The 20,241-nt window shown below is 64.3% G+C and carries 15 protein-coding genes and 1 pseudogene; 13 read left to right on the top strand and 3 right to left on the bottom strand.

Annotated features, from left to right (window positions below):
* Positions 1-355: 355 nt before the first annotated feature.
* The 7 genes and pseudogenes from K3724_RS04650 to K3724_RS04620 all read left to right on the top strand — a co-directional run.
* Positions 356-526, top strand: a pseudogene (locus K3724_RS04650) (integrase core domain-containing protein); the annotation flags it as partial.
* A gap of 472 nt (positions 527-998) precedes the next feature.
* Positions 999-1,913 (top strand): ABC transporter substrate-binding protein, encoded by a 915-nt coding sequence (locus tag K3724_RS04645; protein WP_259990531.1) that lies wholly within the window; start codon positions 999-1,001, stop codon positions 1,911-1,913.
* A 1-nt stretch (position 1,914) separates the two neighbouring features.
* On the top strand, positions 1,915-2,952 hold the full coding sequence (locus K3724_RS04640) for an iron ABC transporter permease (protein ID WP_259990530.1): 1,038 nt from the start codon (positions 1,915-1,917) through the stop codon (positions 2,950-2,952).
* Positions 2,949-3,965 (top strand): iron chelate uptake ABC transporter family permease subunit, encoded by a 1,017-nt coding sequence (locus K3724_RS04635; RefSeq protein ID WP_259990528.1) that lies wholly within the window; start codon positions 2,949-2,951, stop codon positions 3,963-3,965. Before K3724_RS04640 ends, K3724_RS04635 begins: the two co-directional genes overlap by 4 nt.
* Complete coding sequence (locus K3724_RS04630) at positions 3,965-4,762, top strand: ABC transporter ATP-binding protein (RefSeq protein WP_259990526.1); 798 nt, start codon at positions 3,965-3,967, stop codon at positions 4,760-4,762. Before K3724_RS04635 ends, K3724_RS04630 begins: the two co-directional genes overlap by 1 nt.
* Positions 4,763-4,773: 11 nt before the next feature.
* Positions 4,774-5,826, top strand: coding sequence for a siderophore-interacting protein (locus tag K3724_RS04625; protein ID WP_259990524.1), 1,053 nt, complete (start codon positions 4,774-4,776; stop codon positions 5,824-5,826).
* A 386-nt stretch (positions 5,827-6,212) separates the two neighbouring features.
* Entirely contained in the window at positions 6,213-8,243 is a 2,031-nt protein-coding gene (locus tag K3724_RS04620) for a TonB-dependent siderophore receptor (RefSeq protein WP_259990522.1), read from the top strand.
* 85 nt (positions 8,244-8,328) lie between these two features.
* On the opposite strand, the gene K3724_RS04615 is transcribed toward K3724_RS04620, so the two are convergent.
* Together K3724_RS04615 and K3724_RS04610 are read right to left on the bottom strand one after the other, a co-directional pair.
* Positions 8,329-12,195: an amino acid adenylation domain-containing protein gene (locus K3724_RS04615; RefSeq protein ID WP_259990521.1), complete on the bottom strand. Its 3,867-nt coding sequence runs from the start codon at positions 12,193-12,195 to the stop codon at positions 8,329-8,331.
* Positions 12,192-12,389, bottom strand: a complete 198-nt coding sequence (locus tag K3724_RS04610) for an MbtH family NRPS accessory protein (RefSeq protein ID WP_259990519.1) — start codon at positions 12,387-12,389, stop codon at positions 12,192-12,194. The genes K3724_RS04615 and K3724_RS04610 overlap by 4 nt, the downstream gene beginning before the upstream one ends.
* A gap of 155 nt (positions 12,390-12,544) precedes the next feature.
* Here K3724_RS04610 and K3724_RS04605 point away from each other — a divergent pair, with 155 nt between their 5' ends.
* From K3724_RS04605 to K3724_RS04580, 6 genes are all read left to right on the top strand, one after another.
* Positions 12,545-13,885 carry an MATE family efflux transporter gene (locus tag K3724_RS04605; RefSeq protein WP_259990517.1) on the top strand — a complete coding sequence of 447 codons (1,341 nt, stop codon included), beginning with the start codon at positions 12,545-12,547 and terminating at the stop codon, positions 13,883-13,885.
* The gene (locus K3724_RS04600; protein WP_259990516.1) at positions 13,882-15,069 is read left to right on the top strand and encodes a PLP-dependent transferase; all 1,188 of its coding nucleotides are present in this window, start codon (positions 13,882-13,884) and stop codon (positions 15,067-15,069) included. The genes K3724_RS04605 and K3724_RS04600 overlap by 4 nt, the downstream gene beginning before the upstream one ends.
* Positions 15,066-15,938, top strand: a complete 873-nt coding sequence (locus tag K3724_RS04595) for an alpha/beta hydrolase (protein ID WP_259990514.1) — start codon at positions 15,066-15,068, stop codon at positions 15,936-15,938. The genes K3724_RS04600 and K3724_RS04595 overlap by 4 nt, the downstream gene beginning before the upstream one ends.
* 195 nt (positions 15,939-16,133) lie before the next feature.
* The gene (locus K3724_RS04590; protein ID WP_259990512.1) at positions 16,134-17,207 is read left to right on the top strand and encodes a GNAT family N-acetyltransferase; all 1,074 of its coding nucleotides are present in this window, start codon (positions 16,134-16,136) and stop codon (positions 17,205-17,207) included.
* A complete protein-coding gene (locus tag K3724_RS04585) occupies positions 17,204-18,508 on the top strand; it encodes a lysine N(6)-hydroxylase/L-ornithine N(5)-oxygenase family protein (protein ID WP_259990510.1) in 1,305 nt (434 codons plus the stop codon). The genes K3724_RS04590 and K3724_RS04585 overlap by 4 nt, the downstream gene beginning before the upstream one ends.
* Positions 18,509-18,745: 237 nt before the next feature.
* Entirely contained in the window at positions 18,746-19,237 is a 492-nt protein-coding gene (locus K3724_RS04580) for a sigma-70 family RNA polymerase sigma factor (RefSeq protein ID WP_259990509.1), read from the top strand.
* 408 nt (positions 19,238-19,645) lie between these two features.
* Here K3724_RS04580 and K3724_RS04575 read toward each other — a convergent pair whose 3' ends face one another.
* Complete coding sequence (locus K3724_RS04575) at positions 19,646-20,239, bottom strand: substrate binding domain-containing protein (RefSeq protein WP_259990507.1); 594 nt, start codon at positions 20,237-20,239, stop codon at positions 19,646-19,648.
* Positions 20,240-20,241: the final 2 nt, after the last annotated feature.

Below are 20,241 nucleotides of genomic sequence, written 5' to 3'. Positions count from 1 at the left end.
GGATAACGGGTGACATTGGTTGACCGGAAAATGTTTCACCTCCGAGAACTGCTTATTGTCGCTGTTGGAGACCACTGGGGTGTCCCTTCAAAGGGGCTGCAATGAACGTGAAGTCCCCTCAACCACGACCTGCTCCCGCCGGGCTGGTCCGTGTAGCGGCCGCAGGCGGAACAATAGAGCGCGATGTTCCCCCGAATGCGGGTTTGGACACGGATTTCGACCGCAAGCTCTGCATCCACATGGCCAGCCGGGCGGCGGAGCGGAAAGGTGGTCGCGGGAATTCAGACCAGTTGCTAAGACGCCGATGTCCGTATCTGCCCTGTCGCGCATGTAAACATGCGCTGCCGGACAGTGAATGGATGGCCGGGGCCGTTGGATCGGCAACCGGACGGTTGAGCGGTTGCGGCGGTCCCTGAAGGGCGAATGTGTCTGCCTAAACGCTTTTGAAACCGGCTCTGAAGCCCGTGCGGGGATCAGTACACGGATGGCCTGTTACAACGCCGAACGCCGGCATTCGACCCATGGCATCTTGCCCCCCGGATGAGGCCTGTGAAAGCAAAATAGAAACCATGAGAATGGCAGCCTGATGCGAAACCCTGATCCACCTTAAACGGGCTGCAAACTAGTCAAAAAAGCGCGACCACCTCTGTTCAGTAGCGGCCGCAATCACAGCATCAACCGGTCTTGCCTGAACAAGCAGAATGGCATTCGCTTCGTGCCACCGGCAAGAGCTGGAGCCGCAAGTTCCTTGACCGGGGAATTGAGAGTGTATATCGGGTCAACACCACACATCAAAAGCGTATTAGCAAGATTACAGCCACCTGAACGAAGGTGCAGAGTCCAGTCAAACGTTAAAATTTCTGCTGCTGAAGACAGCTGAACGAAACTTTAACAACGGGCGGTGCCCGCCTTTGGACTTAAAACCGGCTATGCGTCTTGCCTTTGCCTGCCTTATGGTTTCATTGCTAGCTGTTGCTGCAGCGGCACAAAGTTTCCCGGTGAAGCTTGAAACCCGTTTTGGGGACGCAACCATCCCGGCAAAACCCCGCCGCATCGTTTCGATCAGCTTTATCGGCCATGACTTCCTACTGGCGCTTGGTGAAACCCCGGCCGCCTTGCGGAATTGGTATGGCAACGATCCTTCCGGCGTTTGGCCCTGGGCCCTGGAGGCAATGGGAGAGCGCCGCCCGGCGGTCTTACGGGGCGGCATAGATATCGAGGCGGTTGCCGCGCTTGAACCCGATCTGATCGCCGCCCAGTGGTCTGGAATCACAGAACGGGAATACGCCCTTTTGTCCCGCATTGCCCCCACCCTTGCACCGCCGGCCGGGTTTGGTGATTACGGTACACCTTGGCAACTGATGCTGCGGCGGCTCGGCGCTGCCACTGGCACAGCGGACCGGGCGGAGGCTGTAATCGCACGCATCGGCAAGCGTTTCGAAGAACTGCGTGCAAGCCATCCCGATTGGCAAGGCGCCAGCGCTGCCATGGTCTGGGCCGGGCAGACCGGAGCATTCACCAGCCGCGATATCCGCGGCCGCTTCCTGGAAGATCTCGGCTTTCAAGTGCCCGCTGAAATCAACACGGCCGCAGGCGTCAATAGTTTTCACGCGCTGATCCCGGCCGAGGCCCCCGCACCTATCGACGCGGATGTGCTGATCTGGCTCGACTACGGCGGTTCTGCACCAGAGATTGCCCGGATGCCGCTGCGCCCGACCCTGCGCGCCTATAGGGAGGGCAGGGAAATCCACGCCGATCCGCTACTGGCCGCTGCCCTCTCCCACTCCAGCCCGCTCAGCCTGGATTACGCGCTCGACCGCCTGGTACCGCTGCTGGAGGCAGCATCGGACGGGACCCCCACAACACCGGTTCCGGGAATGGCCGAGGCCGGGCTGCTGCCTGGTGGATCTTGAGATGCCTGACACCGCACTTGCCCTGGCAGCTCCTCGCCGCCGCGCCGCCCTTTCCAGCCGTGCGCTTTGGCTGACTGGATCGCTTGCGGCATTGATACTGCTAGCCGCAGTATCGCTGCGGCTGGGCCTGCGCCCCGTCAGCTGGGCCGAGGTCTGGCAGGCTATGAGCGCTTATGACCCCGCCAGCGCAGAACAGATCGTCATCCGGCAGATGCGGCTGCCGCGGCTGCTCGGCGCTGGCCTGACAGGTGCCGCGCTGGGGATTTCCGGAACGCTGATCCAGGGGCTGACCCGCAACCCTCTGGCCGACCCGGGCCTTCTCGGCATCAACGGCGGCGCCGCGCTGGCGGTGACCGGCTGCATCCTGCTGCTAGGCATCACCGATCCCGCGGGCTTTGTTTGGGCCGCCCTTGGCGGCGCGCTGGCGGCGGCCCTGTTGGTGGCCGTGCTCAGCGGCGGTTCTCTGGCCAGCCCGCTAAGGCTGCTGCTGGCCGGCGCCGCCATCAGCTCTTTGTTCCTTGCTCTTACCCGGGCGCTGCTGCTGGCCAGCCAGCAGGCGCTGGACGTTTACCGTTTCTGGGTACTCGGCGGCTTTGACGGGATCCAATTAGAGACAATCGCAGCGCTCGCTCCCTTTTTCGTTTTGGGCGCGCTGGCGGCGTTGGCGGCGGCGTCAGGCCTCGACGCCTTGCTGCTGGGCGAAGACAGCGCCCGTAGCCTGGGCGTACGCACCGGCGCGGCGCGGCTGCTGGCCGGCACCGCAATCGTGTTGCTAAGCGGCAGTGCCGTCGCCTTGGCAGGCCCGATTGCTTTTGCGGGTCTGATCGTGCCGCATCTGGCCCGCTGGGCCGCTGGACCGGGCCTGCGCTGGAGCCTTGCCCTGTCTGCCCCCTTTGGTGCCATTCTTCTGCTGGGCGCCGATCTGGCCGGTCGTCTGCCGCTCTTTGGCGGCAGCCTGCAGGCCGGGGTGATGACCGCGCTGCTGGGCGGGCCTGCATTGATCTGGATGGTACGCCGGAACGGAGCCCGAAGCCTGTGAACTGGACCTTTCGTATCGCCTCCCTCTCGCTGCAGATCCCGCGCCAGACCGTTCTGGCAAGCGCTCTGCTGCTGGCCATGCTGCTGGCATTGGCTGCATTTGCAGCACAGCTTGGCAGCTACCCTCTTGGCCTCACCCGCAGCTTACAGGTGCTGGCAGGTCAGGGCAGCGCTATGGAACAACTGATTCTGCTTGATCTCCGTCTGCCGCGCATCTTGTCCGCTCTCGGCGCCGGAGCCGCATTTGGCCTCTCCGGGGCTATCTTCCAAGCGATGCTGCGCAACCCGCTCGCCTCGCCTGATGTGATCGGCTTCAACGCTGGCGCCAGCTGCGGTGCCCTGGCGGCGCTGATCCTCACTGGCGGCCTGGTGCTGCCAGGCGCAATTGCAGGAGCGCTGCTGACCGCCGGCGCCGTCACCCTGCTGGCGTGGAAGGGCGGTTTGTCCCCTGCCCGGCTGATCCTCACCGGTATCGGTGCCGGTCTCGCGCTCAGTGCCACCGCCGACCTGCTGCTCAGCCGCCTTGACATCCAAAGCGCCGTCAGCATGGCGCATTGGCTCACCGGCTCGCTGAACGCGCGCAACTGGGACGACGCGGTCCAGGTCTGGGCCGGGCTGGCCCTGCTGGCGCCCCTGGCGCTCTGGCTGCAGTTCCCGCTTGCCCGGCTGCCTCTGGGCGAGGAGACCGCCGCCGGGCTGGGCCTGAACCTGCCTGCGCTGCGGCTGGCGCTCACCGTGACCGGCACCCTGCTGGCGGCACTGGCGGTCAGCACCGCCGGGCCGCTGCCCTTTGTGGCCTTTGCCGCGGGCCCCCTCGCCCGCGCGCTTAGACCCGGCGGGCACCCAGCCCTGCCAGGCGCGGCCCTTGCGGGCGCGCTGATCACCCTGCTTGCCGATACCGTTTCCCGTGCTCTGCCCGGGATCCAGCTGCCCGCCGGCGTCTTCACCGCCCTTGCCGGCGCGCCGTTGCTGATCTGGATGCTGCTGCGCCACTTCCGCAAAGGACCGTTCTGATGCTCAACGCCTCCAACGCCCCAAACGCCCGCCTGCGTGCAGAGAACCTGTCGGCTGCCTATGCCGGGACACAAGTGCTCACTGACCTGAACGCAGAAATCCCCGATGGCAGCATTACGGTCATCGCCGGCCCCAACGCCTGCGGCAAATCCACCCTGCTGCGCGCCCTGGCACGGCTGCAACCCGCCGCCGCGGGCCAGGTCGTGCTGGACGGCAAGGCAATCCACCGTCAGCCCAGCCGCTCTGTCGCGCAAAGGCTGGCGATCCTGCCGCAGTCCCCCGCAGCCCCCGAAGGGCTGACCGTCCGCGACCTTGCCGCCCGCGGCCGCACTCCGCATCAGTCCCCTTTGCGGCAATGGTCCCGCCAGGATGCCGCCGCCATTGATCAGGCGCTGGAACGCACCGGCATGGCCCCCCTTGCCACAAGGCCGCTTGAGGCGCTTTCCGGCGGCCAGCGCCAGCGCGCCTGGATTGCCATGGCGCTGGCGCAGGACACCGGTATTCTGCTGCTGGACGAGCCCACCACCTACCTTGATCTGCCGCATCAGATCGAGCTTTTGAAACTGGTGCAGGCACTCAACCGCGAGACCGGGCGCACCATCGCGATGGTGCTGCACGATATCAACCTCGCGGCCCGCTTTGCCACCCATATGATCACTCTCAAGTCCGGCCGCGTTCATTGCCAGGGCACTCCGGCCAAAGTGGTCACCGAGACCGTCATGCAGGAGGTGTTCGGTCTCCCCTGCCGGATCATCCCCGACCCGCTGCATGGCACCCCCCACGTGATCCCGGAATGAGGCCCGCACCGATGAACAGCCTTCCCAGCTTCCCCCTGCGGGCCGAGGCCGATCTGCCCGCCTTGCCCTTTGCCGCCGCCCGGCCGGCACTGCGCGCCATGGCGCAAGAGCATGAATTGCCGGTCGTCCACGATACTGAAGCCAGCCTCACGATCGAAGTCCCCGCTTTTGGCCGCTACCGCTTTACCGCGGAGGGAACAGGCACCGCGATCCGGGTATCAGCTGCGCTGCCGGACCGGCTCCACATGCTGAAAGAGGGCTTTGCCGAGCACCTCGAACACCTGCAGCCTGGAGCGGCGGCTTCACTCCGCTGGCCGGATAATGGCGTCGTGAGCACACGGCCTCCGGATGTGCAATTCACCACCTTGCTCTCCGTCATTCCGTTGGGCCGCAGCTTTCTGCGCATCCGCTTGCAGGCGCAGGATCTGTCCGGCTTTGGCGATGATGCCATCCACTTCCGCCTGCTGCTGCCGCCCGCAGGCTGCACCGATCCGGAGTACCCAAAGCTCGATGCCGGCGGCCGGACAGTTTGGCCCAAAGGCGCCAAGACGCTGCACCGGCCGGTCTATACCGCCCGCAACGTCTGCGCCCAAAGCGGCCTGCTGGAATTCGATCTGTTCCTGCATGCCGGCGGCCGGGCCTCTGCCTGGGCGCAAAACGCTGCGGCGGGTGATCAGCTGGCTATCGCAGGCCCCGGCGGCGGCGGCATTCCGACTACGGAAGAAATCCTGCTTTACGCTGATGAGACCGCCCTTCCCGCAGCAGCCCGCATTCTCGAAACCCTGCCGCCCGGCACTTGCGGCAGCGCCACGCTGCTAGCCGATGGCGGCGCCGCCTGCGGGTATCCGGTCACCGCCCCGCCCGGCATTTCCTTGCGCTGGCTGGACCGGCGGGTCGGAGACAGCCTCGGCCGCTGCGCCCGGGCGGATTTCCCGCAGTACCCCGGCGCCTTCCTCTGGTTCGCCGGCGAAAAATCCGAGGCCCAACCCTTGCGCGCTGCCGCCCGGGCAGCCGGCGTGCCGCCTGGCCAAAGCTATATCGCAGCCTATTGGAGCCTGCCGTAACCCATCGACTTGCCGCCGCAACGCTGCGGCGAGGTTTCAGTCTGCAGGGCGTTCCATCTCTCTGCCTACGGACCTAACGAGACATGAGGAGCCGGAAAAAACCGCTCCAAATCAAGAGTTACGGCCGCGCTACCGTTGACTCTTCACCCGTTAAATGTATGGTGCCGCCACCCAGGAATGTCCCAGGCGATATTTGCAATTTGCCAACCAATAGGGCCGGTTTCCTGCTGCAGCGCAGCCTGGCCGAAAAACCTGGGACTACAGTGATGACAACCCTACCCTCCCCGGCCGCTACCGGCCGGCCCGCTTTGCGAGCGCTGCTTTGCGGCACCGCGCTTAGCGCCTCTGCGTTCGCCGCCCAACCCGCTTCAGCACAGGAAGAGGACGTGCTGGAGCTCGCGCCGATCATCGTGCGTGACAAGCTGCAATATGCCGGCGCCGTCGACAGCTATCTCGCGCCCGCCTCCGAGACCGGCGTCAAATCCGGCGTGCCGCTGGCCGAGGTGCCGCAGTCGATCTCAGTCGTGACCTCTACCGAGCTGGAGCGGCGCCAGCCCGCCCAGGTCGAGGACGCAATCAGGTTCACCCCCGGCATCAACCCCTCCACCTGGGGCACTGATGACCGGTTCGACCAGTTCTCGATCCGCGGCTTCGACATGGGCACCAGTGCGCTTTACCGCGACGGGCTGCCGAACAAGGCGCACAATTTCGCCAGTTTCAAGATCGACCCCTACATGCTGGACCGGGTCGAAGTGCTGCGCGGCCCGGCGGGTGTTCTTTATGGCTCCAACGACGCAGGCGGCCTGGTCAATCTGGTCACCAAACGTCCCACATTTGAAAACGAAGGCTCTGCCTATGCCGGTTACGGCAGCTTTGGCACCGCCGAGGCCGGCGTGGACGTGTCCCGGGTGCTGAATGCCGAGGGCACGCTGGCTGGGCGGCTGACGGTGCTGCTGCGCGACGGCGAGACCGAACTGGACAATTCCCACAACGCCCGGAATCTGATTGCGGGCAGCCTGACCTGGGCGCCCAGCGACGACACCAGCCTGACGGTGCTGATGCACCTGCAGCAGGACGAGCGGACCCCGCTGCAATGGGTGCCGCAAGCGGGCGTGGAATATGACGCGGCCCTCGGCAGCCTGCCCGAGAACTTCTATACGCGGCAGTCGGGCTTCAATTCCTATGAGAGCGAAAGCGGCTCCATCGGCTGGGAATTCTCGCACCGCTTCGGCGACGGCTTCACATTCAATCAGAAGACCCGCTATGCCCGCGACAAGATCGACTACCAGCACCTGTACCTCGCCTCGACCGACTTTGCGACCGGCAACATGGGCTATACCGCACAAGCCAACACCGAAGAGGCCTATAACCTGGGCTTCGACAACTACCTGGAATGGAAACGCGGCGGTAACAGCCTGATCGTCGGCGCCGACTACCAGCGCCGCAAAACCGAATACCGCCAGCACCTGGCCTATGGCGCTTATTCCGTCAGCTTCGCCAATCCGGTGTTCGATTTCAACGTCGCCTACCCGCCGCTGTCGGCACATAACCGGGAAGAGTATACTGAAAAAGGGATCTACCTGCAGAACCACCACAAGTTCGGCAACGGTCTGGCCGTCACCGCGGGCCTGCGCCGCAGCTGGTTCGAAAATGAAATCGACGATCTGCTGAATTCCACCGCCCAATCGCAGAAGAACGCAGCAACCACCGGCATGCTGGGCCTGACCTACGAGATGGCCAACGGCATGACCCCCTACGTCAGTTATACTGAAGGCTTCGTCCAGAACTTCGGCAAGACCATCGCCGGCGCGCCTCTGGACCCCTCCGAAAGCAAACAGTGGGAAGCCGGATTGCGCTATCTGCCGGAACACGGCAGCTATATGCTCAGCGCCGCCGTCTTTGACCTGCGCAAGACCAACGTGAAGGACTACGACCGCAACGACCCGACCTGGAGCAGCTTTACTCAGGAAGGCGAAATCCGCTCCCGCGGGCTTGAGCTGGAGGCCCGGGGCCGGATCACGGACAATCTGCAAGGTGTGTTCGGCTATACTTACCTGGACACCGAGATCACAAAATCGCTGGTTGCAGGCCTCACCGGAAACGACAACGCCATGGCGCCGCCGCATCAGCTGTCGCTATGGCTGGACTATGATGCCGCGGCCCTGCTGCCAGGTCTCAGCATCGGCGGCGGCATCCGCTACAATGACGATGCCTTCGCCACCCAAAGCAACGCACGGGTGACGCCCTCCTACACGCTTGCCGATCTGGCCCTGCGCTATGAATGGCAGGAAATGGAAGTAAACCTGCGGGTCTCCAACCTGTTTGACAAGGGTTACGACAGCATCTGCTACGACGGCTACGGCTGCTCCCGCGGAGAAGGCCGCACCGTGTCCTTCACTATCGGCAGATCTTTCTGATCAAACAAAAAACAGCGGCACGGAATAACCCGTGCCGCCTTTGTCCGGCCGACAGCCGGGGCTTTTTCAGCCCCGGCTGCTGCCATTACGCGCCTGCAAAAGCCCGCTCCAGAGCCGCCTTGAAACGGCCATGGAACAGCTGGTCGCCGATGATGTGCAGATGGTTGGTGCCAGGCACCACTTCCGCCGGTTCGGCCCGCGGCGATACCTGCCGCCAGTCCACCAGGTTCAGACCCCGGCTCAGCGTGTCACCCGCACTGAAGGAGGCCACCGGCACATTCAGCTGCGCCAGCTGGTACTGGCGGAACACCAGCGCGTTGTCGATCAGCACCCAGAACGTATGCTCGCGGCTGGAAACCTCGGGGCCGTCAAAGGGCAGCGGCTCTGCCTCGTTGCCGATGAAACGCAGGAACTGGTCATAGCAGAGCGCATCCATCGCCCCGATCAGCGCATCCCACTGTGACCGCATCCTGGTCTTGCCCAGCCACGCCTGCAGCTCCGCTTCCAGCGTCTCCCGCTCGCCAAGAGCAAAGCGCGGCACCGCGCCAGGGGCAAAATCGCGGCCCAGATCGCAGACATCCACCATGCCGATCATCCGCAGATCTACCTCTCCCTGCAGCTGCCGCGCCGCCTCCCAGGCCAGAAGACCGCCCCAGCTCCAGCCCAGAAATGCGCAGGGCCGCCCGGCACTTTCCCGGCGGATATGTTCGACATAAGGCGCCACCACATCCTGCACTGACACGTTCAAATGCTTCTCTTCATTGAGCGAATGGCACAGGAAGCCGGTCACTGGCTGATCCTCTCCCAGAAATGCCGTCAGCCGCAGGTATTCGCGGGTCGACACCAGCAGCCCGGGGAAACAATACAGCATCGGCCTTGAGCCGGTACTGCGCAGCGCAATCGCCTGCCGCCCCGTGGCATCCCCTGCCTCAAGCCGCCGTGTCAGCGCCCGGACCGTCGGCGCATCAAACAAGTCCGCAATGGTCAGCGCAATGCCCGGCCAGGCTTTGCGCATGCGGGCCAGCACCTTCAACGCGGTCAGCGACCTGCCGCCCATGTCAAAGAAGTCATCGGTCACGCCCATATCCGGATTGCCGATTTCTTCCCGCCAAACCGCCAGCACCGCGGCTTCGGCCTCCCCGGCTGGGGCGGCACCTTCGCCGGCACGCCGCCGCACCCCCGGCAGCGGCAGTGCCGCCCGGTCAACCTTGGCATTGGGATTGGTCGGCATCCGCTCCAGCACAACAATGGCTGAGGGCACCATATGCCGGAGCAGCTGCGCCTCCAGCGCCCGCATCAGTTGCTCCTCCTGCACGTCCCGCGACGCCACGGCATAGCCGACCAGCCGCTTTTCGCCACCATCCTCGCGCAGGAGAACCAGCGCTTCGGAGACACCCGGCTGCTGCAAAAGCGCCGCCTCGATCTCGCCGGGCTCAATCCGGTAGCCATTGAGCTTCACCTGATGATCCACCCGGCCGAGGAACTCGATCGTACCGTCCTCGCGCCAGCGCCCCAGATCGCCGGACCGGTACATCCGCGCGCCTGAACGCCCGTCCAACTCCGGTGCAAAAGGATCGGGGATGAACCGGTCCGCGGTGGTGCCGGGCCGGTTCACATAGCCGCGCGCAACCCCCTCGCCGCCCAGGTGGATCTCTCCCACCACCCCGACAGGGCACGGCATCAGCTGCGCATCCAGCACATAGGCGCGGCGGTTGCCCACTGCCCGGCCCAAGGGCGCATAGGCGCCTTCGAAACGGGTGCCCGCCCTTACCTTCCAGACCATCGGTGTCATGATGGTTTCGGTCGGCCCGTAGCCGTTGATCAGCAGGGGCGCCCGCAACTCCCGCGACAGCAGGTCAAAGGTTGCTTGCGCCAGCCCTTCGCCGCCGAATGAATAGAGCCGCATATCCGGCGCCTCGCCGGTTTCTTCCGCCCATTCCGCCAGCTGCTGCAGGTAGGTCGTCGGGATAGAGGCATTGTTGCAGCCGTATTTGCGCATCGCCGCAAAGCTCTGCTCCGGCGTCCACAGCACCCCGTCCGGGATCACCGCCGAACCGCCCATCATCAGAGGATTCATCCAGCGCTCATGCCCGCCATCCGAGGAGAACGGCAGGAACGGCAGCTCGCGGCTTTCGCTGCTCATCTCATAAACACGCGCCGTATCCTGCAGATGATCGCTGAGCGGTCCATGTTCCACCGCAACGCCTTTCGGCTTACCGGTGGAGCCGGAAGTATACATGATATAGGCCATCTGGTCCCGATGGATGGCGACATCCGGGTCCACCTCCGGCTGACCTGCCCCAGGATCATCGTCCAGGCACAGGATCCGGGCCTTGAGCCCCTCGGGCAGCTTGCCCAGGTGGCAGCGGCGGGTGATCACCGCCTGCACGCCTGCGTCGGTCAAAATGTGGTGATTGCGGCTTTCCGGATGGTCCGGCTCCACCGGGATATAAGCGCCGCCTGCCTTCAGCGCCGCCAGGATCGCCATCACCGCCTCGTTGCCACGTTCGACCATGACGGCCACCGGCACTTCGGTGCCAACCCCCAGCGCCCGCAACCGGTGCGCCAGCCGGTTGGCCCGGCGGTTCAGGGTGCCGTGGCTCCAGGCCTCGCCACCGCAGATCAGCGCCGTTTTGTCAGGCGTCAGGCAAGCGTGGCCGGCGATGATCTCATGCACCATGCGGGGATCGTTGACCGCGCTATCCTCATATGGCGCCGACAGCGTGTCCAGTTCCTCGCGGCTCAGCAAGGCAATCCGCCCTGCCGCTTGCTCCGGGTCCGCCAGCCCGGCATTCAGCACCCGCTCCAGATGCGTCAGAAAGCGCCCGATCAAGGCAGGCTCGAACAAGTCCCGCGCATAGCTGGCCCGCAGGATCACCCTGCCATCACCGCTCAGACGCATCAGCAGCATCAACTCCCCCTGCGCCGCAGGGTCCGGCAAAGTGCAGAACGCCAGCCCGTCCGGCAGCGGCACATCCCTGCGCACATGCAGGGTGACGGCTCCCAAAGGATGCCGGTCCGCACCCTCGCGGCGCAGCATGTCCTGCACCAGGAGTTCCGAAGGCACTGCGCGCGCCCTGCCCCGCTCCAATTCCGTTTGCGCCTGTTCCAGCACAGTCCCTGCGCTGCTGCCCGGGTCAATTCGCAGCCGCAGCGGCAGGATGTCTTCACTGCGCCGCCCCGCCTGCGCCCGGACAGAACCGGTTGCAAAGCGCAGATCCCCCTGCCCGCTGCAGCGCGACAGCACAATGCCAAGCGCGGCAGCGAAACGGGCTTCCGCTCCGGTGCTTTCACTGTGCAGGGATTCCGCCAGCGCCGGCTGCAGCACATGTTCTGCACGGCCCCGTGCGACGTCTTCGCTGCCGCCGTGCCGGTGCGGCAAGCGGGCAACCGCACAGGCCGTGTCCTCCAGCATCTCCCGCCAGCCAGGCAGCTGATCCCGGCCCGTTTCAGCTGCAGCCCCAACCGCTGGAACAGCAACATCCGCCTCTCCCGTTAACGCGCGGGCAAAGCCCAGAGCCACAGCGTTCAGCACCCCTGCATCGCCAAAGGCCGGGTGCAAAGCCACGCCGAACAGATGGTCCCTGTCATCCGTTGCGACACAGGCAAAGGCCCCCGCGCCGCCGTCCAAATCAAAACGCATCCCGGCCAGCGCGTCCTCCAACGCCTTTGCCGGGCGTTCTGCCAGTCCAATCCGGTTCCTTTCCTGTTCAGAGCGGCGCATCTCGCCGCCAGCCTGCCGGTGAAGGCGGGCACAAAACACCGGATGCGCTTCTAGGGCGGCTTCCGCGGCCTGCCGCACCTCTGTGATTTTCCAGCGCGCATCCGCCCTAAGCAGCAGCACCTGCACCCCGTAAGGCGCCAGCTGCCCCACTTGTTCATGGGCGCAAACCTGTTTTTCACCCGGCGTCAGCTCCATCTCCGCATCTTCAAGCGCCAGTGTGCCGCTCATGCCATCGCCTCCTGCAGTGCTTCGGGACGCGGGTCGGTCCAGCGCGCCTCAATCTCCGCGAGACAGGCACTGCGATCCGCAGGCATGCTTTTGGCCTGCCATCCCGCAGGAACCGGCAGGTTTGCAGGCCAGACGGACCAGCGGCCTTCACTGTTGCTGACGCAGATCCATTGATCGGGTCCAGGTTGGGTCATTTTCGGGTCTCCATTCATCTCTTGTCCCCGGAAAGACGCAGCACATCGCCCGCGGTTCACCCCGCCCAGCAAAAAACTTGCACCTGACTTATGAATTTCCCCGCCACGCCTGCGTCAAAGGTCAGGAAGACCCTCATCAGATAGAAGCCCAGACCATGACCGCCTTGAACCTTGCCAGCCCGGATCTCCTCCGGACGCTGCTGCGCGCAGGCCTGCCCACCGCAGGTGGCCTATCGATTAATGCCGCCCACCAGGGAGTGGACAGCTACTTTGTCGGCCAGCTCGGACCAGAGGCACTGGCCGCTGTCAGCCTAGCCCTGCCCCTCACCGGCCTCACCGCCGCGATTGGCGTGGGACTGGGCATCGGCACCGCCGCCGCGGCCGGCCGTGCCCTCGGCGCCGACCGCAAGCAGGAGGCCGCCCGCCTCGCCTCCGCCGCCATGGCGCTCTGCCTGCTGCTGGCAGCTCTGTCCGCTGCTGCGCTTTGGCTAGCCCGGCTGCCGCTGCTGGATGTGCTTGGCGCCACAGGAGCGGTGCGGGAGCCTGCCCTGCAGTACATCAGCATCCTCACCCTCTCGGCGGGACTGGGAATGGTGCAAATCCTGTGCGATTTCACCGCAATCGGCAGCGGCCACGCCCGTTTCAGCCTTTTCAGCCTGATCTTTTGCTTCACGCTCAACATGGCGCTGGACCCGTTGCTGATCTTCACCGCGGGCCTTGGCGTGCGCGGTGCCGCGCTGGCCACCGTACTGGCCCAGCTTGCCACTCTCGCCCTCTATGGCTGGTATTTCACGTCTTCCCGCACCCCGTTGCGGCTGCGGCCGCGCCTTTCCGGCAGCGCGCTTGCCCGCCTCTGGCCGGTTCTGCGCATCGGCCTGCCTGAGGCGGCCTCAGTGCTGGGGGCCAGCCTCGCCTTTCTGCTGCTCTACCGCCTGGCCGGCGAGCACGAAGGTACCGCTGGTCAGGCCGCCATGGGCATCGCCCTCAGGCTCTGGGTGCTCGCCACTCTGCCGGTCGAGGGTTTCTGTTTCGGCGCGCAGGCGGTGCTGGCCTATGCCGCCGGTGCAAGCAATACCGCCCGCTTTGCCCGCGCGGCGCTCACCACCGCAGCCATCGCCACCACCGCCGCCAGCCTGTTTCTGCTGACGGGTCTGCTGGCCGCGCCGCAAATCAGCGCCCTGTTCACCCTTGATCCTGCGGTTCAGTCCCTTGCCGAACCCGCGCTGACAGCGTTCGCTCTGTCGCTGCCCGCAACCGCCTTGCGCCACGCGGCCCAAGTCAGCCTGCAAGCCACCGCCCGCGCCCGCGATGCCGCTCTCCTGGGCCTCGCACCGCTCGGCTGGCTGTTCCTGCCGCTCCTGTTCACTGCCGCCGGATTTTGGGGCTTCGCGGGGCTTGCCCCAGCACTGTCGCTTGCGGCGCTCCTCACTGGCCTCGCCGCTGTCCTGATCCTGCTGCGCCTGCCGCACACTCCCCTGAAAGGTCTTCCCGCATGAACGATTACTCGCCCACCCTGCCCGCCGCGTCCGACCGGCTCACACCCGATCTCATCGCCCCGCATGATCCCATGCCGCATGGCGCCTGTTCGGTGCCGGTTTTCCAGACCTCATCCTTTCTGTTCGACCGCTACGAGGACCTGGCCGCCGTCTTTGCAGGCGAGTCCAGCCGCTATGTCTACAGCCGCGGCAACAACCCCACGGTGGCTGAGCTGGAAAGCCTCATCGCCCGGATGGAGGGCGTGGAGACAGCGCGCGGCTTTGCCTCCGGCATGGCGGCCATTGCTGCCGCGGTGATCCCCTTTGTGCAATCCGGCGACCGTGTTGTGGCGGCTGAGAACCTCTATTCCGACGCTTTCCGCCTGTTCGAATGCTTGCTGAAGAAGTTCGGTGTGACCACCCAGTATGTAGACGGCACCAATACTCAGGCGGTGCTCGATGCGCTGCCAGGCGCGGCGCTGATTTATCTGGAAAGCCCGGCCTCCTGGAGCTTCACCACCCAGGATCTGCGCGCCATCGGTGCCGAGGCGCGCCGGCTGGGGGTGATCTCGGTGATCGACAACAGCTGGGCCACGCCGCTGTACCAGCGCCCGGCGGAATTCGGCATCGACCTGGTGGTTCACGCCGCCTCCAAATATCTCGCAGGCCATTCCGACACGCTGGCAGGCCTGATTGCAGGCCCCAAGGCGCTGCTTGCCCGTATCGACCACGAGGCTTATCATTTTCTCGGCGGAAAGCTTTCCCCCTTCGACGCCTGGCTGGTGCTGCGAGGCATGCGCACCCTGCATCTTCGAATGGCCCGCCACATGCAGAACGGGCTTGCGCTGGGGCGGGCCCTTTCTGCCCATCCCGCCGTCGCCCGCGTCCGCCATCCTGCCTTTGAGGCCAACCCGGGCAACGCCTGCCTTTCGGGCTATGGCGGGCTATTCGCCTTCGATCTGGACAGCAGCGTCGACATTCCCCGTTTCACCAATGCGCTGAAGGTAGTGAAGATCGGCGTCAGCTGGGGCGGCCCGGAAAGCCTGGTGATCCCCGCTCAGGCCGCCCTGAGCCTTTCCGGCCCGGCCAATGTGTTCCAGCGCTTCGGCACCCCCGCCGGTTCGGTGCGCCTTGCTGCCGGCCTGGAAAACGCCGATGACCTGGTGGCGGATGTCCTGCAAGCCATCGCGGAGGCGCGCCAATGACACAGCTGCCCCCTGCCTGCGCCACTGGTGAGACCTGGACAGGCGCCCGCTGGCACGACGTGGCCGACAGCGTGAGCGGCGTCATCCGCCGCATCTTCATCTGGGTTCCTCCTGAAGAGCCCCCCGCCGACGGCTGGCCCGCCCTGTTCATGACAGACGGCAATGCGGTGATCGGCACCGCAATCGACGCGATGCGGGCACAGGCCTGTTATCCCTCTGGCACCAATGTCGGCTGGGGCGTGCTGATCGCCATCGGCTACCCGACGGACGGCGCCTATGACCCTTTCCAACGCAGCTGGGACCTCGGTCCGCCGCCAGGACAGACCTATCCTCCGTTCCACGAAGGCGGCGAACTGGTGCGCACCGGCGGTGGAGAAGAAATGGCCCGCTTCCTGCTGGAACAGGTTCTGCCGTTGGCAGAGGCCTGTGCGCCGCTCAACCCTGCCCACCGCGGATTGTTCGGGCATTCCTTTGGAGGGCTGTTTGCCCTATGGCTGCTGTTCAACCAGCCGGGTACCTTCAGCCACTGGATCGCTGCCAGCCCTGCGATCACCTGGGAAGACAGCTTCCTGTTGCAGCATCTGATCCGTTTCGATCCCGGCCCGCACAGCCCCTATGTGCATCTCTCCGCAGGCGAATGGGAGGGCGCGCGCCTCGCCCCTTTCCAGACGGAGGCCGCAGATGCCGCCGACCGGCTGGCCGAGAAGGAAAAGACCCGGACTATCGCCGCAGCACAGGACATGGCCGCCGCGCTGAACCAGCTTCCGGGGGTCAAATCTGACTATGAAACCTATGCCGGAGAAAACCATATGTCGGTGCTGCCTGTGGCAGTGAACCGCGCCATTCAAAAGGTGTTTGCCCTCAGTTAACGCCCGATTTCATTGTGAAAATGTCTCCCGGCCCTGTCTTCAGGCGCCGGGTTTTCCGGTTTAAAAACAGGCTCCTCCGCGCATATCCGAAAAATACAGAATACCTGATATTTTTTGTAAATTTCCTCCGCCCTGCAGCGTTCTCAAAGCAGTCCCGGCGCACGCCCGCGCCGACCAGCAAACGGAGGACCCAGCGTGTCATTGGATAACGCCTCAGATCACACCCCGCCCCATTGGGCCCGGCCCGGGCCCGGCGGTGTCACGGTTTACAGCCAGGGCACCGCGCAAGAAATCGCCGTCACGGACCATGGCGGCGGCAAACTGCAGCTCGCGGCGCCCGCCAGCCCGCTCAGCCTGGCCGCCCTGCTGGCTGCCTGCGAGGCCCTGACCAGCCACGCGGCCGAGGAAGTGCTGGTCCTGCTGAAACGGGAAGACTTCGCCTCTCTCGAACAGGAACTGCTCTCCACCGGTGCTGCCAGCCTGCTGGACGGCAGCTGGCTAGCAGTCTTTCCAGAGATGCTCTGGCAGGTTCCGGACCTATGGCTGGCGCAGCCGCCCCGCAGCTACCCGCAGGCGCAGGTGGCCGGGCCGCATGGCAGCCACCCGCTGCGGCCGCCCAAGCCGTCAGACCTCCTCTACCATCGCCGCATCCCCTGGCTGCAGCAGACCTTCTCGCTGCGCGCGCTGGATCCTGCTGCGGACCTGGAGCTGTTCCACGCCTGGATGAACGACACGCGCGTCGCCGCCTTCTTCGAGGAATCCGGAACCCTGGAATACCACCGGGCCTACCTCACCCGGATGCAGGCTGATCCGCATATGATGCCGGTCCTTGGCTGCCTCGACGGACGCCCTTTCTGTTACTTCGAACTCTATTGGGCCCGTGAAAACCGCATCGGTGCCCATTATCCAGCCAGGAACTGGGACCGCGGCTGGCATGTGCTGGTGGGTGACCCCGAAGCCCGCGGCGCCGACTATATCACCGCCTGGCTGCCCTCGCTGATGCATTACATGTTCCTGGCGGAGCCCCGCACCCAGGCGCTGGTTGGCGAACCCGCGGCCAGCCACACCCAGCAGCTGCGCAACCTGACCCGATCCGGCTTTGCCGCGGTCAAGGAGTTCGACTTTGCCCACAAGCGCGCAACGCTGGTGCGGCTGGAGCGGGAGCATTTCTTTCAGGCCCGCCTCTGGTCCCGCCCCAGCCCCGCAGATCCTGGCCGTCCGCTGCAACTGTCCCCCTTTGCCCAACTGAACCCCGGAGAAACCCGATGAGCGAACCGCAACACATCCATGACATGATCGGTGTGGGCTTCGGCCCTTCAAATCTGGCACTGGCCATTGCCCTGCAAGAACGTGCGCAGGCCGGGGCGCCAAAGCTGGACGCCCTCTATCTGGAAGCCAAACCCCGCTTTGCCTGGCACCCGGACATGCTGCTTGAAGGCTCGGACATGCAGGTTTCCTTCATCAAGGATCTGGTCACCCTGCGCAATCCCGCTAGCCCCTACTCCTTCCTCAGCTATCTGCATACGCAGGGCCGGCTTGAGCGTTTCGTCAACCGGAAAAGCTTCTTTCCCAGCCGGCAGGAGTTCAACAGCTACCTCGTCTGGGCCGCTGCGCAGTTAGAGGACACCTGCCGCTATGGCCAGCGGGTGACCGGTGCCGAACCCGTCCAGGACCCCGGCGGCAGCGGCGAGGTTCTGGCCGTCACCGCCGAGGACGAGACCGGCAGGCAGACCCGCTACCTGACCCGCGATCTGGTGCTGGCCATCGGCGGCAAGCCTGCCATCCCGGACACTTTTGCTGCGCTGCAAGACCACCCCGGCGTGGTCCACAGCTCCAGCTACCTCAGCACAGTCCAGCCCAGGCTGGCGGCAGCGGGCAAGCCACTGAAAGTGGCGGTCATCGGCTCGGGCCAGAGCGGCGCCGAGATTTTTATGGACCTCGCCAATGACCCGTCCCGGCCCCAGGTGGACTTCATTTTCCGCAGCCACGCGCTGAAGCCTTCGGACGACAGCCCCTTCGTGAACGAGATTTTCGACGCCAGCTTCACTTCCCACGTCTACCAGCAGCCTGCAGACCAGCGCCGGGCGCTGATGGCAGAATATTCCAACACCAACTACGCAGTCGTGGACGGCGATCTGATCGACCAGGTTTACGGGTTGTTCTACGAACAGGAAGTGGCCAGCGGCTCTGCCTACAGGCTGCTGCGCAGCACCTGCGTCACCGCTGCAGCAGCCAGCGGGCAACAGACGCAGCTGACCTTGCAACCGGCTCAGGGTGGTGAAACCCGCAGCGGCGCTTATGACCTGGTCATTCTGGCAACGGGCTACCGCCGCCGTCTGGGAGAAACCCTGCTGGCCGGGCTGGAGCCGCACGTGCATTTTGAAAGCCCTGACCGGAACTACCGGATGCGGACCTGCGGGACCTTCCGCCCCCGCATCTTCCTGCAGGGTTACTGCGAAGAGACCCATGGACTGAGCGATACCTTGCTGTCGGTTCTGGCGGTGCGCGTGGATGAGATTGCCGAAGCACTTCTAACGCCGCAGCCCGCACAGCTCGCCGCCGCGGAATAGCTCGCCTCCGGCGGCCCGCAACAGCGGGCCGCACACCCGTTAACGGCAATTACCCGCCAATTTCACACGCGAGGATTGACCTAGCATCCCACCTGGCTGATAACGGGAGTGCAACCCAGGGCCTGCACGCCCAAAGGCAGTTTTCCCAAAAAAATATCACCTTTCCGGACATTTATCCGGGTTCCTACCGATGGGATTGCCATGCCGGATCATCCACGACCGCGCGTCTGTGAAGCCTTGATTGAAGAACTTGTCAGCCACCGCAAGCTGCATCTGTGTTCCGCCCTGAAACTGGTAGGCTCGCTAGACGCCGCCGAAGACGTGATCCAGAACACAGCCCTGAAATGCCTGTCTTTCAAGCCCGGCAGCCTGCCGGACAGACCCCGGCCCTATGTGGCGCGGATGGTGCGCAATGCGGCCATCGACTACCTGCGCAAATCGCGCCGTGAGATCCCCACGGATTTCGGGGACGAGGGCCAGCTGGCAGCGGCCGGCGTGACTCCATTGTGCGGACGGGCAAGCCTTGAAAGCAAACAGGCGCTGCAAGCGGTTGTCCAGAGCCTTGCAGACAGCCCGCCGCGGAACCGCGACGTATTCCTGCGTCACCGGCTGGCCGGCGTCCTGCAAAAAGAAATTGCAGAGGAGCTTCAAGTCTCCCGCGCGTTGATCAATGTGATCGTACGCAATGTCCAGCAGCGCTGTGCCGACGGACTGAAAGGGGCAAGTTAGATTGGCGTCAAGCTTCTCCTATTGAGTGGTCTTGATTGGCTTTGTCGCGTGAATCGGTGATGGAATTCATTCGGCGAATCCAGCATGATAGCTGGGAACCATGAGCAGTTGGTCCCCGACGAGGTACAAGATCACGAACTGGCCTTCGTACAGCGAGCCATTGATGCGCCATTGGTTCAAGCACAATGGCGAGCGCACTAAAGCAACGCGGATCGCTTTCAGTCTTGATTGATCCCGGGGTGACCCGGCATTACTCAGTGCGTACATCGTTACATCTGCAGCATGACGGCTTACAGCCGAGCTGTTTGAACAACTCTATCTGTTTTCCTGATTTGGTCTGCTCCGCCTTAAATCTGCAGCTGCGGCAAAAATTGCGGCATCACAGGTATCTCTACGATCACCGTGCGCTTATTGCCAAGGCGCTCTTTGCCCGAAGGCGAGGACGAGATGGTCGATGGACAGCCGAAGCTTCGGGGGCATGTGTTTGACTGGCGGCCATACGGCTTGTACCGGCAAAGGTTCCGGAACTAATTCAGGCAGAACCTGAAGCAGGCGTTCATCCTTCAGGTCTTCGTAGACGATGAACATCGGCAGAAGCGCTATCCCAAGACCTTCCAGAACCATGCCGCGCATCGCTTCGCCGTTGTTCATCATGACCCTGGAAGGGATCGGCGGGTCAGCCGGCTTGTCAAACTGCCAGATTTCACCCAGCCGCTTGTTCTGACATCCAATCGCGGCATGTTCTCTAAGTTGCCCGGGCTTCATGATCGGCCCGTGCTTTTCGAGATAATCAGGGTTTGCGACGATCGCTCGCGGATCCTCGCAAAGTTTGCGAACAACCAGGGTGCTGTCCGGCATCGCACCGACGCGGATAGCGGCGTCAAATCCGGACCGCCCCAAGTCAACCTTTGTATCATCGTATTCGATAATGACCTCAAGGTTTGGGTGCAGGCTGGCAAACTTGGCGGCCATTCGGCCTACGTGACGGGTCCCAAAGCTCATCG

The organism is Leisingera sp. M658 (assembly GCF_025144145.1).
Lineage (GTDB): Bacteria > Pseudomonadota > Alphaproteobacteria > Rhodobacterales > Rhodobacteraceae > Leisingera.
Note: the sequence above shows the minus strand (reverse complement) of the source record. Positions and strands in the feature narration are given on the sequence as shown.